The sequence below is a fragment of the Bombella intestini genome (genome assembly GCF_002003665.1).
Classification (GTDB): domain Bacteria; phylum Pseudomonadota; class Alphaproteobacteria; order Acetobacterales; family Acetobacteraceae; genus Bombella; species Bombella intestini.
Genome location: NZ_JATM01000004.1, coordinates 1 through 14,771 on the forward strand (window position 1 = coordinate 1; position 14,771 = coordinate 14,771).

12 protein-coding genes are annotated in these 14,771 nt (G+C 56.5%); 4 read left to right on the forward strand and 8 right to left on the reverse strand.

What is annotated here, in order from left to right:
* Nucleotides 1-160: 160 nt before the first annotated feature.
* Together clpB and AL01_RS06510 are read right to left on the reverse strand one after the other, a co-directional pair.
* The gene (gene clpB, locus AL01_RS06505; protein WP_077396678.1) at nucleotides 161-2,761 is read right to left on the reverse strand and encodes an ATP-dependent chaperone ClpB; all 2,601 of its coding nucleotides are present in this window, start codon (nucleotides 2,759-2,761) and stop codon (nucleotides 161-163) included.
* 234 nt (nucleotides 2,762-2,995) lie between these two features.
* A complete protein-coding gene (locus AL01_RS06510; protein ID WP_077396679.1) occupies nucleotides 2,996-3,604 on the reverse strand; it encodes a YqgE/AlgH family protein in 609 nt (202 codons plus the stop codon).
* Between the two features lie 83 nt (nucleotides 3,605-3,687).
* Here AL01_RS06510 and AL01_RS06515 point away from each other — a divergent pair, with 83 nt between their 5' ends.
* The gene (locus tag AL01_RS06515) at nucleotides 3,688-4,449 is read left to right on the forward strand and encodes an SDR family NAD(P)-dependent oxidoreductase (protein ID WP_077396680.1); all 762 of its coding nucleotides are present in this window, start codon (nucleotides 3,688-3,690) and stop codon (nucleotides 4,447-4,449) included.
* Nucleotides 4,450-4,467: 18 nt separating this feature from the next.
* On the opposite strand, the gene AL01_RS06520 is transcribed toward AL01_RS06515, so the two are convergent.
* Nucleotides 4,468-6,270, reverse strand: a complete 1,803-nt coding sequence (locus tag AL01_RS06520) for a DEAD/DEAH box helicase (RefSeq protein ID WP_077396681.1) — start codon at nucleotides 6,268-6,270, stop codon at nucleotides 4,468-4,470.
* Between the two features lie 132 nt (nucleotides 6,271-6,402).
* Entirely contained in the window at nucleotides 6,403-7,038 is a 636-nt protein-coding gene (locus tag AL01_RS06525) for a class I SAM-dependent methyltransferase (RefSeq protein WP_241502747.1), read from the reverse strand.
* 174 nt (nucleotides 7,039-7,212) lie between these two features.
* On the opposite strand from AL01_RS06525, the gene dapF reads away from it, so the two are divergent.
* Genes dapF through ftsY form a run of 3 tightly spaced genes read left to right on the forward strand, consistent with a single transcriptional unit; the run spans nucleotide 7,213 to nucleotide 10,195 of the window.
* Entirely contained in the window at nucleotides 7,213-8,025 is an 813-nt protein-coding gene (gene dapF / locus AL01_RS06530; protein ID WP_077396683.1) for a diaminopimelate epimerase, read from the forward strand.
* Nucleotides 8,022-9,236 carry a MiaB/RimO family radical SAM methylthiotransferase gene (locus AL01_RS06535; protein WP_077396684.1) on the forward strand — a complete coding sequence of 405 codons (1,215 nt, stop codon included), beginning with the start codon at nucleotides 8,022-8,024 and terminating at the stop codon, nucleotides 9,234-9,236. The genes dapF and AL01_RS06535 overlap by 4 nt, the downstream gene beginning before the upstream one ends.
* A gap of 44 nt (nucleotides 9,237-9,280) precedes the next feature.
* Nucleotides 9,281-10,195, forward strand: a complete 915-nt coding sequence (ftsY, locus tag AL01_RS06540) for a signal recognition particle-docking protein FtsY (protein ID WP_077396685.1) — start codon at nucleotides 9,281-9,283, stop codon at nucleotides 10,193-10,195.
* A gap of 262 nt (nucleotides 10,196-10,457) precedes the next feature.
* On the opposite strand, the gene bamE is transcribed toward ftsY, so the two are convergent.
* The 4 genes from bamE to AL01_RS06560 form a co-directional block, all read right to left on the reverse strand.
* Entirely contained in the window at nucleotides 10,458-10,847 is a 390-nt protein-coding gene (gene bamE, locus AL01_RS06545; protein ID WP_077396686.1) for an outer membrane protein assembly factor BamE domain-containing protein, read from the reverse strand.
* 136 nt (nucleotides 10,848-10,983) lie between these two features.
* Nucleotides 10,984-12,273, reverse strand: coding sequence for an adenylosuccinate synthase (locus AL01_RS06550; protein WP_077396687.1), 1,290 nt, complete (start codon nucleotides 12,271-12,273; stop codon nucleotides 10,984-10,986).
* Between the two features lie 48 nt (nucleotides 12,274-12,321).
* Nucleotides 12,322-13,467 (reverse strand): ATP phosphoribosyltransferase regulatory subunit, encoded by a 1,146-nt coding sequence (locus tag AL01_RS06555; RefSeq protein WP_077396688.1) that lies wholly within the window; start codon nucleotides 13,465-13,467, stop codon nucleotides 12,322-12,324.
* Nucleotides 13,464-14,630, reverse strand: coding sequence for a phosphoserine transaminase (locus AL01_RS06560; protein ID WP_077396957.1), 1,167 nt, complete (start codon nucleotides 14,628-14,630; stop codon nucleotides 13,464-13,466). Before AL01_RS06560 ends, AL01_RS06555 begins: the two co-directional genes overlap by 4 nt.
* Nucleotides 14,631-14,771: the final 141 nt, after the last annotated feature.

A 14,771-nucleotide genomic window follows, 5' to 3' on the forward strand; every position in this document is an offset into this window, starting at 1 on the left:
CTTCATAAAAACTTCAAAAACCACAGAAAACAGCCATTTATTAAAAAACTAAACACTCAAACGAATCACATAAAGCGATTCCCAAAAATAAGAATCGGGCCAATCCTAGACATAAAAAAACCGGCCCCCTTTTCAGAGGGCCGGCTCCTTACCGATTCACTCAGTTCTCAACAGTGGACTGTCCATTTATGAGCAGCCCCTGATCGTTAGCAGAGACCGTGATCTCGTCCCCATCATGAATGGTACCCTCCAACAAGAGACCAGCCAGCGGGTTCTGTAATGCACGCTGGATCACCCTCTTAAGAGGACGGGCACCATAAACCGGATCATACCCAGCATCGGCCATCCATTCCCGTGCCTTTTCATCCAAAGACAAGGTGATCTTACGATCCGCCAGCAAATGCCGCAGACGACCCAGCTGGATCTCCACAATCTGTCCCATATCTGCCCGCTGGAGACGGGAGAAGAGAATGATCTCATCCAGACGATTCAAGAACTCCGGCCGGAAATGCGCCCGGACAACTTCCATCACATCATCCCGCACGGAGTCGGTTGATTCACCATCCTTCTGATGTGCCAGAATCTCAGAACCAAGATTGCTGGTCAGCACAATGATCGTATTGCGGAAGTCCACCACACGACCCTGCCCATCGGTTAGACGGCCATCATCCAGCACCTGAAGCAGAATGTTGAAGACATCCTCATGTGCCTTCTCCACCTCATCAAAAAGGATGACCTGATAAGGGCGACGCCGCACGGCTTCGGTCAACACACCGCCTTCGTCATAACCGACATAACCAGGAGGTGCGCCGATCAGACGAGAAACAGAATGTTTCTCCATGAATTCGCTCATGTCGATCCGCAGCAAGGCGCGTTCATCATCAAAGAGGAACTGCGCCAGCGTCTTGGCAAGCTCCGTCTTACCCACACCGGTCGGACCAAGGAACAGGAAAGAACCAATCGGGCGATTAGGGTCCTGCAACCCAGCACGAGCACGGCGCACAGCATTGGAGACAGCCACCAAAGCCGCTTCCTGCCCCACGACACGCTCCCGCAGGACAGACTCCATCCGCATCAGCTTGGAACGCTCACCCTCTAACATCCGGTCCACCGGCACACCGGTCCAACGAGACACAACGGCAGCGATTCCCTGATCCGTCACAGTATCAGCAAACAACGAATTGCCGTCAGACTGGGCCTCTTCCTGCTGAGCCTGCTCAATCTGGCGTTCCAGCTCCGGAATACGACTATACATCAGCTCGGATGCCCGCTGGAGATTCCCCTGACGCTGCGCTACCTCAACCTCAGACCGAGCCTGGTCCAGCTCCTCCTTGTATTTCTGCACGGCATTCATGCGGTCTTTCTCCGCATGCCACGCCGCACTCATGGCGTCAGACTTCTCCTGAAGATCAGCCAATTCAGCCTCCAGAGCCTCCAAACGCTCACGGGAAGCCGTGTCATCTTCCTTACGGATAGCTTCACGCTCAATTTTCAGCTGAATGATACGGCGATCCAGCTCGTCCAGAGCCTCTGGCTTACTGTCGATCTGCATACGCAGGCGGCTGGCTGCCTCATCAATCAGGTCGATGGCCTTGTCCGGCAGGAAACGGTCCGTAATGTACCGGTTAGACAGAGTTGCCGCAGAAACCAGTGCATTATCGGTGATCCGCACCCCATGATGCAGCTCATACTTCTCCTTAATCCCACGCAGGATAGAAATCGTATCCGCAACAGAAGGCTCACCCACGAAGACCGGCTGGAAACGACGGGCCAGAGCGGCATCTTTCTCAATATATTTGCGGTACTCATCCAAAGTCGTGGCACCAAGGCAGTGCAGCACACCACGGGCCAGTTCCGGCTTGATGAGGTTGGACGCATCCATCGCCCCGCTAGAACGACCCGCCCCAACGAGCGTATGCATCTCATCAATAAAGAGAATGATCTGCCCCTCGGCACTCTCAATCTCCTTAAGAACGGCCTTCAGACGTTCCTCAAACTCACCCTGATATTTCGCACCGGCGATCAATGCGCCCATGTCGAGAGAAAGCAGCTTCTTGTTACGCAAAGCCTCTGGCACATCACCATTGACGATACGCAGAGCCAGACCTTCCACAATGGCAGTCTTACCGACACCAGGCTCACCAATCAAAACCGGATTATTCTTGCTGCGGCGTGCCAGAACCTGAATGGCCCGGCGGATTTCTTCATCACGCCCAATGACCGGGTCCAGCTTACCTTCCTGCGCTTGAGCCGTCACGTCACGGGCATATTTCTTCAGCGCATCGAAATTGTTCTCTGCCGAGGCCGAATCTACAGTCCGCCCCTTGCGGACGATCGCAATCGCCTTCTCAAGAGCCTGAGCAGAAGCCCCACCTTGGCGCAAAGCCTCACCGGCAGGAGTCTTGCTAGCGGCAATCCCTGCCAATAGACGATCCTGCGCGACAAAACTGTCACCAGCAGCTTTGGCAGCGGCCTCCGCACCGTCCAGCACCCGTACGAAATCCGGTGTCGGCTGCGGCTGGGAAGCCCCACTCCCCTGCACGGCTGGCAGTTTAGCCAATGCTGCATCATTAGCTTGCCGAACATTTTTCGGGTCGCCCCCTGCAGCACGAATCAGCCCCGTGGCCGCTCCCTGCTCATCATCCAACAGGGCCTTAAGCAGATGCTCCGGCGTCAACTGCTGATGATAGTCACGTAATGCGATGGTCTGGGCAGCCTGAATAAAGCCCTGACTACGCTCTGTGAATTTCTGAATATCCATGATGTTCGTCTCTCCTTCTCGCCCCAACTCTGGCAGCGATGAATATTCAGCCTGCCCCGATATAGCGACAGACCGTGCCTAAAATTTAGGCACGATCACACCGGTTTCAAGAGGGTGTTTCTGAAAACATACGCAAAAACACCAGTCTGCAAGGAGATTTCAGAACCTTTCAGACAAATGAAGTCTGAGACGAAACAAGAAGACAGGCAATAGAAGAGCAGCCCCGCAGAAAGATTATGCCTCACCTACTGCAGCTGTAAGAGAAGAAGGCTCTAGCCCTACACTCTCCAAAGCACGCTGCCATTTTGTAGAAGGGTCTCCCCCGAAGACAATACCCTCATCCGCCGGGACGACATACCACGCATTACCATGCAGTATTTCTTCTTCGAGCTGCCCCGCAGCCCATGAGGCATGGCCAAGCAGCAGCATAGCCTGCCGTGGTCCCCGCCCTGCGGCCAGCTCCTTAATCATATCAATACTGGCACTAACCTCCGCCACGGGCGGCTCCCCGGGCAGGACAGTCAGACGGTTACCAACCCGGCCACGCCCAAGACCTCCCTCCTCTGGCGAGTGAAGAACAAACCCCCGGCCTGGCTCCACTGGCCCACCAACACCCACACCAAAAAGACGCTTCGGCGGATTAGGGGATACATCCAAATGACGCAGAAGCTCGCTCACATCTGGGTGCGTCAGCCGACGATTAACAATCACCCCCATCGCTCCATCCTCTGCAGAATAAGAGCAGAGATAGATGACCGTCTGGGCGAATTCCGTCCCCGTGAGGACAGGGGTTGCGACCAGCAGACGACCCGTCAATGTCTCGATTGGCTCAAGAATCGGCATGAACACCTCTTACAAACAGAACTCAGGTTCAGCATAACAGAAGACAGTTCTGTTTTTCATTCCTCATACACGGAGTTGCCACAATGACGCAGCCGCAAACCATCCTTGTTACAGGGGCTACATCCGGCTTTGGTAGAAGCATCGCCGTCCGGCTGGTCCGAGAGGGGCACCGTGTCATCGCCACAGGCCGCCGGAGTGAACGACTGGCCAACCTCCATAAGGAGCTTGGCGACCGCCTCCTTCCCCTTACGTTAGATATGAACGACCGTGCCGCTTTGCGAGCTTTACCCCAAAGCCTGCCGGAAGACTGGCGTCATATTGATGTGCTCATCAACAATGCTGGGTTAGCATTAGGGGTAACCCCTGCTCAGGATTCCAGTGTGGATGACTGGGAGACTATGATCGACACCAACATTTCCGGCCTCGTGGAAATTACCCATGCCCTACTCCCCGGCATGATTGAGCGGAACCGTGGTTATGTCCTCTCCATTGGCAGCACAGCGGGTCATTACGCTTATCGGGGTGGGAACGTCTATGGGGCCACAAAAGCCTTTGTCGCCCAATTCATGAAAAATCTGCGGACGGACCTACTCGGCACCCCCCTGCGTGTCACAACCATTGAACCCGGCCTCGTGGGCGGTAGTGAATTCAGCAACGTGCGGTTGCGTGATGATGCCAAGGCGCAGGCTGTCTATGAAAACACCACACCGCTCATGCCGGCTGATATTTCAGAAACGGTCTCGTGGCTGATCGGCCTGCCTGCCCATATGAACGTGAATCATCTGGAAATCATGCCTGTCTGTCAGGCATCAGGCGGGTTAGCTGTTACAAAAAAGGAGGGGTAAACCCCCTCCTTCTCTGGTTCAACGGCGGCGAGTGGATTTCTCGCCGCTACGGGCCGGACCGGAACGACGTTTAAAGGATGATGGGCCACGCCCACCCTCTCGGCCATCACGACCTTCCCGGCGTCCACCGCCACCGGGGCCACCAAAACGCCCTTTCGGCGCACCGAAGCGTCGTCCACCCGGCGGGCCACCACGACCACGACGGGGGCCACCACCACCAGCGGGTGCCTCGGCTGGCTCAATAGTCACTTCATCCTGCTCCGCCCCAGCACGGCAGGAATTAAAGCGGGCCAGCTTTTCATCAGAAATCTGGAAGAGCGTATCATCCTGCTGGATGCAAATATTACCGATGTCACGCTTCTGCACCCCACCAAGACGGCAGATGAGCGGAATTAGCCATTTGGGATCAGCCTTCTCGCTGCGTCCCACCCCAAGGCGGAACCATGAGCCAGACATCTCATACCCACGCCCCCCTTCGCGAGCGGCACCACGGGCGGGCGGCTCAACAGATACAGGGCGGATATCTTCCACACGAGGCAAATGCGCTTTATGGAACCCAACCAGCGCACAGGCCAACTGCGTAGCATCAAAACGCTCTGTCAGCTTGGCCACAATCTCTTCTGGCACAGCAACAGAGGTTTCACCGGTCAGAATCGGATCTTCTAGAAGACGCTGTGCATCCTGCTCAGCAATAGCTTCAGCGGTCGGTACTGGCTCCCACTCGGCCTTCACACGGGCCTGTGCCAGAACACGTTCCGCCTTGCGCCGCTGGTTAAACGGCACCATCAGCACGCTCACCCCCTTGCGCCCTGCACGGCCCGTACGGCCAGAGCGATGCAAGAACGTATCAGAGGAAGACGGCACACTGGCATGAACAACCAAGCCAAGAGCCGGAACATCAATACCACGAGCAGCCACATCTGTTGCCACGCAGACACGGGCCGCACCGGAGCGCAGGCTCTCGATAGCACGGGAACGCTCATTCTGGCCCATCTCGCCGGAAATGGCGACAGAGGCGAAGCCTCGCTCCAGCAAAGCGGCCTGAACCTGATTCACCAACAGGCGGGTGTTACAGAACACCATCGCCGTCTGGCTCTCATAATAACGCAGTACGTTAACGAGGGACCGTTCCACTTCCTGTGGGGCTGTTACCACGCAGCGATGGGTAATATCGGCGTGCTGCTTCTGGCCGGAGACCGTATCAATCCGCTTGGCATCTTTCTGATAACGCCGTGCCAGAGAAGCAATTTCCCGAGCAATAGTAGCGGAAAACAGCAGGGTGCGGCGTTCCTTCGGGGAGGCATCCAGCAGCTGTTCCAGCTCCTCACGGAAGCCCATATCCAGCATCTCATCGGCTTCATCCAGCACAACGGCACGCAGGTCTGTTAGGTCCAGCTTACCACGGGAGAGATGATCACACAGGCGGCCCGGCGTACCCACGACAATATGGGCACCACGCTCCAGGGAGCGGGCCTCACGGCGGGCATCGGTCCCACCAATACAGCTGGCAATACGAGCACCAGTCTCGGCATAGAGCCACGAAAGCTCTGTCTGAACCTGCATGGCAAGTTCACGGGTCGGGGCAATCACCAGTGCCAGAGGAGCACGGGTCGGGGCCATCTTGTCCCCTTCACCCAGAAGGTCTGACGCAAAAGCGAGACCAAAAGCAACAGTCTTACCGGAGCCCGTCTGTGCGGAGACGAGCAGATCACGTCCTTCCAACCCCGGCTCCAACACCGCCTCCTGCACGGGAGTCGGCTGTTCATAGCCACGTGCTGCTAGAGCACGAGTTAGGGCGGGATGGGTATCGGGAAAAGGCATCGTCAACGAACACTCGGTCATACACATGCTGCCACGAACCAGATTGTGGCAGCCAGAAAAGCGGTGAATACCCCTTTATGCCCTCCAAGGCCAGAGACGATCCACCACCAGATTAAAAAGCTGGGTTGTCTCTCAGACTGCCACAGGACGGCGGCCAATGACAGCCCGAACCGTATCCTGCCATGCGGTAAGATCCTCCGGCGGGACAACCTCACCGGTATCTAGCTCCGTAAAACCGGCCCGTTGCATGAGGGCACTGGTAAACCGGACCCGGTCTTCCGGCTCCAGAGCCTGCCAGATAGCCACGGCCTTGGCCGGTACGAATCTGTCGGAAAAACTGATGATCAACGGCGCACCGGGCCGCAAAACACGGAACAAGTCCTCAATAACCTGCTGCGGCTTTGTCAAATAGGCCAACCCATCGCACAGAAGAGCCCCATCGAAGCTCGCCTCATCAAACGGCAAGAGAGGCGTTTTATTGAGGTCCTGCTCCACAGCACGGCTCAGAGCCTTATTAGCCTTAAGGGCCGCCTTATTAATATCCAGCCCAATAAATTCCTGAAAAGTAGCATCCTCTGGCAGATGGCTCATCGCCCCGCACATCAGGTCCAACGTACACCCACCTACGGGCAGAGCAGTACGATAAAGGGCAGTAATGGCTGTACGCCCCCCCATATCCATCAGGGAATCCAGCTCCTGCTGGGCCCAGAAAGCCTCATCCGGCTCTGAAGATGCCTGTGTGAATGCTTTTTCGTGTAGGCCCTGCACGCCTTCCCCTTTCCGGCTTATTCCTTACTATCGGCCCTTAATATAGGGCAGCGAGAATCCTGAACAATGCCTGACATACAGGGAAAAACATCCCGGCAACAGGAAGGCTTCATTTTACCCCGGCAACGCAACATTATAGAAGGAGGCGATTTCATCACGTCTTAGAGGGGCATCATGGGCGTTTCCTTTACAAAAATGCATGGTCTGGGGAATGATTTCATCATTCTGGATGGCAGGACAACACCGCTCTCCCTCTCCTCCGCCACGCTAATCAGCCGCCTCTGCGACCGCCGTACAGGCATCGGCTGCGACCAACTCGTGACACTTTCCACACCAACACGGGATGGCGCAGACGTACTGGTCCGCTTTTTTAACCCAGATGGGTCGGAAGCTGGGGCTTGTGGCAATGCCTCTCGCTGCGTTGCAGCCCTCCTAGGTGGCAACCCAACCCTCCAGACACAGAACGGCCTACTCCCTACCTCTCAAGAAAACGGGCTGGTCTCCGTACTTATGGGGAAGCCCCATTTAGATTGGCAGGCCATCCCTCTCGCCCATAACTGCGATACAGCCCATCTCCCCCTACACGATGGAGCTGCCTGCTCCATGGGCAATCCACATCTAACGCTGTTCCGCTCTATTGAGGATGCCGCCCTACTAGGGCCTGAACTAGAAACCGATCCCCTCTTCCCAGAACGGGCCAATATCGGCTTTGCAGAAATTCTGTCCCCTACCCACATCCGCCTGCGGGTCTGGGAACGGGGAGCAGGGCTGACACTCGCCTGCGGTTCCGGTGCCTGTGCGGCAGTCGTCAATGCGGCACGGCGGGGCCTCGTGGAGCGGACATGCCGTGTCACAATGGAGTGTGGCTCCCTCACCATCACATGGAAAGATGATGGTTCCGTCCTGATGACAGGCCCGACCCAAACTGTCTTCACCGGTACGCTGGATGAAAGCTGGCTGGCGCAGGAGCAGACTGCCACACCATGAGCGTCACCCTCCTCACCTTCGGCTGCCGCCTGAATGCTCATGAGAGCGATGCGATGGAACATCTGGCCCGTCAGGGCCAAACGCAGGACGGAGACACTATCATCGTCAATACCTGCACGGTCACGGCAGAGGCCGAGCGGCAGGCACGTCAGACGATTCGCCGTGCGCATCGGGAAAACCCAACAGCCCGCATCATCGTGACAGGCTGCGCCTCCGAACGAGCAGCAGAAGCATGGGCCGCCCTGCCGGGTGTCAGCCGGGTGATCCCTAATACGGAGAAGACACGCCCTTCCACATGGGGACTGCCCGAGAAGGCAGGCCGTACACCGCCTCCCTCCCGCTATATCCGGGCTCTGCTTCAGGTTCAGCAGGGCTGTGATAATGACTGCACGTTCTGCGTCATTCCAGCAGGGCGGGGGCAGTCCACCTCCATGTCTCCAAAGGAAATTATTCCAAAAGCCCGTGCCCTAACGGAAGCAGGCCATTGCGAGATCGTACTCACAGGCGTTGATATTGCCTCATGGCAGCAAGAGGATATGGGGCTGGGACAACTCTGCCGCCATCTGCTGAATGAAGTGCCGGAGATTGCCCGCCTGCGCCTCTCCTCCATCGACCCCATGATCCTAACACCCGATACGGGTGACAAAGCCCTATGGGATCTAATTGCTGATGAACCCCGCTTCATGCCGCATCTGCACCTCTCCCTTCAGGCAGGGTCAGACCTCATCCTCAAACGCATGAAACGCCGCCACAGCACGACAGATGTTGCCGGGTTGATTGCACAAGTCCGCCGCCTGCGGCCTGATACCGGCTTCGGTGCCGATGTGATTGCCGGTTTCCCCACCGAGACGGATGCACTCTTTCAGGAAACGCATGATTTTCTGGAAGAACAGGCCATCCCGTTCCTCCATGTCTTTCCCTACAGCGAACGGCCCGGAACACCGGCGGCCCGGATGCCCGCCATGCCAAAAGCCATAAGGCAGGAGCGTGCTGCCAGATTGCGAGCCCTCGGCCAGACCATGCGGGACCACTTCCTGCACCGCTTTATCGGGCAGGAAAAGACCGTCCTCATGGAAAGCCCAACAACCGGCCACACCCCGGAGTTTGCTGCCTTCACCCTTCAGCAAGCCCAACCATCCCACCGGGGACGGCTGGAGCGCATCCGCATCACCGGGCTAAAAGACGGCATGCTTATGGCAGAAATCCCCTGAACAGGGCTTGACGGCTCCCCCCTTCTCGCACCAATTCGACAATCATGGCTGGATTTTTTTCTCGACTCAAAAAGGGTCTGTCCCGTTCAAGCGCACGCCTTAATGCGGTGTTTGTCAAACGGCAACTTGATGATGAAACGCTGGAAGAACTCGAAGACGAGCTGATCGCTGCTGATCTCGGCCCCGCTGTGGCCGGACGGATCATCGAACAGTTCCGAGAGAAAAGCTTCGGGGAGAACATCACTCCAGAGGAAATCCGCCAAACACTGGCCACAGAAATTTCCCGTGTTCTAGAACCTGTAGCCCAGCCTTTCGAGCTGGATAGCAGCAAAAAACCCCATGTCGTGCTTGTGGTAGGTGTCAATGGTGTCGGTAAGACCACAACCATCGGGAAGATCGCCCATCAATACCACCAGCAGGGCAAGTCCGTGATGATGGTGGCAGGTGATACCTTCCGTGCGGCGGCGGTCGAACAGCTCCAAATCTGGGGCGAGCGCACCGGCTCCCCCGTCATTGCCGGCAAGCCGGGCGGAGATGCCGCCGGACTGGCCTATGATGGGCTGAAACGAGCCACAGAAGAAAAAGCCGATCTTCTCCTCGTGGATACGGCGGGCCGTCTGCATAACCGGCAAGCTCTGATGGACGAGCTGGCCAAAATCATCCGTGTGATGCAGAAATTTGACCCTTCGGCCCCGCATAGCGTCTTACTGGTGCTGGATGCCACAACCGGGCAAAATGCCATTGAGCAGGTGCGGGTCTTCCGTGACCTCGTGAATGTCAGTGGGCTAGTCGTAACCAAGCTGGATGGCTCTGCCCGTGGCGGAATCGTGGTGGCTCTGGCCGAACAGTTCAAGCTCCCTGTCCATCTTGTCGGCGTTGGCGAACAGGCTGAAGATTTGCGGCCTTTCTCTGCCGAAGATTATGCCCGTGGGCTGGTCGGCGATACCAAAGCAGAGTAGCCTGTCCCCGCCCACGGAAATCAAGTGGACACCCGCCTAGAAGGAGGCTTTCTTCATGTTCAGAGTGCTTTTGAGATTCGCTGTCGAGACCGTTATGACAGTCGTCGTCGGAAAGGTTTTGAAGAAACTGCTGGACAGGCTATTCCCTGACAACAGGGCCTGAACAGCAGGTCAGGCTGTCCTCAATAGGGCATCAGACAAAAAAGGGAGTGTCCAGAAACTGGACACTCCCTTTTTTACATGAGCTGCAAACTGATAACTCTCAGTTCGAGACCCCGCTATGAGCGGACATATCAGAAGCCGTGAAGGAATGGTGCCACACACGCCCATGATCATCATAGATTATGAGCAATGTTTTTGCCTGACCATGTGTCCCACTGGAAAATGCCGAATAATAGGGGATGAAGTTTGTGCCATTGGCACGAGACTTCGAGAAAAGATATTTCCAGACCTCATGGCCACTATCCGTGAAATTAATTGATAACGGATCGCCATACATCGTTCTGACCTGATCCTTGGTCGTAATCCCGTCCTGAATCTTCTGGTCAACCGTGGTTGATGTCTCATTCTTGATGGACGTGTTCCCCGAAGAGGTGCAGCCAGCCAGCACGAAAACAGAAGCTACAGCCCCTGCAAACAGTATTTTTCTCACAGAAATGACCCTTATCCTTTAAAAAACGAACTGAGAGAGAACAATTACTCAAATCGGGAGGATATTAAAATGGTCAATATCAAAAAAAAGGCCAGCCTATACGGCTGACCTTTAAGTAATAATTAATAAATACTGATCAACCCTCGAAAGGATCCGTCACGAGGATAGTATCCTCACGCTCCGGGCTGGTAGAAAGCAGCGTCACAGGTGTACCGATCAGTTCCTCAATCCGGCGAACATATTTAATGGCCTGAGCTGGTAGCTCTGCCCAAGAACGAGCCCCACCAGTGGTCTCATTCCAACCCGGCATAGTCTCCAGAATCGGCTTCACACGGGCCTGTGCCCCCGGTGCGGACGGGAAGTTATCAATCTTCTGTCCATCCAGCTCGTAACCAACACAGATGGACACTTCCTTCATGCCATCCAAAATATCCAGCTTCGTCAGAGCCACACCGCTGACACCACCGACCCGCACAGCCCGGCGGACCATAGCAGCATCGAACCAACCACAGCGGCGGGGACGACCCGTTACGGTACCGAACTCACGCCCACGCTCGGCCATACCCTGCCCAACGTCATCAAACAATTCGGAGGGGAACGGACCTTCACCAACACGAGTCGTATAGGCTTTAGCAATGCCCAGCACGAATCCAACCGATTTCGGGCTCATGCCACTACCAGATGCCGCAATAGCCGCTACCGTGTTGGAGCTGGTCACGAACGGATAAGTCCCGTGGTCTACATCCAGCATGACAGCCTGCGCGCCTTCAAAAAGGATGCGCTTGCCTGCACGATCAGCTTCGGCCAGACGGTCCCATGCACAGCAGGCATAGGGCAGAAGGCGGGGTGTGATTTCCTTCAAGAAGGCCAGAATCTCTTCCTTGGTGAAGGTCTCTGCTCCCAAACCAGCCAGAAGCGTGTTGTGATGAAGCAGCAGCTCGTCAATCTTCCAGTCCAGCGTTTCAGGCTCGGAAAGATCGCAGATTCGGATAGCACGGCGGGCCACCTTATCCTCATAAGCCGGACCAATGCCACGGCCTGTCGTGCCGATCTTGTGGTTACCACGGGCAAGCTCCCGTGCACGATCCAGCGCACCATGCACCGGCAGGATAAGCGGGGCTGTCTCGGCGATCCAGAGCGTTTCCGGTGTGACGACAAGCCCCTGCTCGGTCACACGATCAATCTCGCTCATCAGGGCCTTGGGGTCTACCACCACACCATTGCCGATGACACCTATTTTCCCACCGACCAGACCGGAGGGAAGCAGAGAAAGTTTATAGACCTGGTCATTCACGACCAGCGTATGGCCGGCATTATGCCCCCCTTGAAAGCGGACAACGATATCGGCCCGGCTGGCGAGCCAGTCCACAATCTTGCCTTTACCCTCATCGCCCCACTGGGTTCCGATTACGGTAACATTGGCCATAAGAATGTCTTCCCCTAACGTCTCACAATGGCGGGCCCTGCCAGCACCTCAACGTGCCAGCGCAACGGGCTTTCCATCTTTCCAGATATGGCTACACCGTAAATGATGCGCCTCCTGCTCCATTTCGCCTGATAGCCCAAGCGATGCGATCGTGGCATAGCCTGCCTCATGCAGACTGGACAAGTCTTTCTGCACCATCACAGATGGAACGAGGCACCGTTTCCGCCGTTTTGGCTTCGCAGCGACCCGCAGAAACGCCTGCGGATTAAGCGTCAACCCGCAGGCAGGCTCGTCACCTGCTAGATAGCGGCCACCTCTCCCCAGCTCCTCCCGGGAGTGCATGGCAAAGACTGTCACGCATACGCCTGTATGATACCGCCACCCCCGGAAATCCACCGGGTCCACCGTCAGGCGAGCACCCGGCAGGCGGGCCAAAATAGCGGCCACATCAGCCCTCAAACGGGCCACATGTGGCTTGAGCATGGCAGGAAAATCTAGCTTCTCCAGTTTTTCCAAAGCACTAGCAGCCGGACCAACCGCTTCCATCATGCCCAACAGCAGCTCCGCCCATGCGCCACCATATTCCCGCACGGCGGCGGCATCACGCCGGTCTAGCGCATGAATGATGCTCTCCCGCTCAATACCGGAGAAACTACCGTCAATCAGGCTCCAAACCATCACCGGCATGGAGAGGTCAAAAGACACATTGGCAATGCCCAAGCGGGCAAGAGCCTCTGCCCCCAGAGCGATCACCTCTGCATCCGCCTCGGCCTTATCCGGGCCGATAAGCTCGATACCAGCCTGCGCTATCTGCCTCTGCCCCTCACGACCGGGCGTACCAATCACCACGCAATCCCCCGCATAGGAGAGACGCAACGGGCGGGGACAGTCCTGCATCCGCACAGCAGCAATACGGGCAATCTGGGTCGTCATATCCGGCCGCAGAGCCATCATACGGTGAGAGGCAGGGTCTAAAAGGCGGAAACTCTGGTCTGCTAGAGCCTCACCGGCACCGCTCAGCAGAGAGCCTTCAAACTCCAACAGAGGAGGCCGAACACGCTCATATCCATGACATGAGAAGACCTCCATCACCTCGGCAAGGCCTCGGGCCTCGGCCTCGGCCTCAGCCGGGAGCAGGTCTACAAATCCCATGGGCAGCAGGGCGGGGCTGGATGTCTCGGGGCCGTTAATCATGGCGTCGCAAACTTTTCTTCAGTACGGGCAAAGGCCCAATCCAGCCAAGGCAGCAGAGCCTCGATATCTTCGGCCTCCACCGTGGCACCACCCCAGATACGCAAACCTGCTGGAGCATCACGATACCCCGCAAGATCATACCCGGCCTTTTCTTCCTCCAGCAGGCCCGTCATGGCCTTGATAACCTTGGACCGTGCGGCATCATCCAACGCCTCGAACCACGGTGCTGTAATTTTCAAACAAATGGAAGTGCAGGACCGTGTCTCTTTCGCCTCACTGAGAAAAGCCACCCAGTCACGTTTGGCGACCCAATTTTCCACGATGGATAGATTCCGGCGGGAGCGTGCTTTAAGGGCTTCCAGCCCCCCAACAGACTCGGCCCAGCGCAGACTATCCAGCGCATCCTCCACACACAGCATGGAGGGTGTGTTGATGGTATCACCCCGGAAGATGGCTTCGTTCAGGCCCTTCTTATTTGTCAGCCGGAAAATCTTCGGGAGAGGACGCTGGCTTCCCTCCTCCAAGCGTTTCACAGCCTTCGGGCTGAGGGCCACCATGCCGTGCGCTGCCTCCCCACCCAGAGCCTTCTGCCATGACCATGTAACAACATCCAACCGGTCCCAAGGCAGGTCCATTGCAAAAGCAGCAGATGTGGCATCGCAGATCACGAGACCATCATGCTGCGCTGGCACACTCTCCACGGAGGGGATGCAAACACCCGAAGTTGTGCCATTCCATGTCAGCACCACATCACGGGACCAATCAATCTGCGCCATATCGGGCAGCTCACCATAGGGAGCCTCCAGTACCCGCAAGTCTTCCAACTTCAGGATATCTTTCAGATCCTGCGCCCATGTACCGGAAAAACTCTCAAAAGAGAGGACATCCATACCCCGTTGGCCTGCCAATGCCCAGAGAATCATCTCCACGGCCCCTGTATCGGAGGCGGGAACGATACCGACTTGCCAATCTTCTGGCACACCTAGCAGAGCGATAGACCGGGTAATGACTTCATTAAGCCGTGCCCGCCCTTCTGCAGCACGATGGGACCGCCCTAGGAAGGCCCCTTTCAGCACCTCCGGTGTCCAGCCCGGGCGTTTGACACAAGGCCCGGATGAAAAATAGGGTCGCTGAGGACGATGCGAAGGCTTGGCTGCGGTCATGATTGGCAGGTCATCCATAATTCAAAAACCGCAGACGCCACATGGTCACGACCCGACCATACAAAGGGTAGCCGGTGCATGGAAAACCCATGCAGCGCCTTACGGTAAAACACTTAACTTTTTTCTTAGGTGTCACAGGCA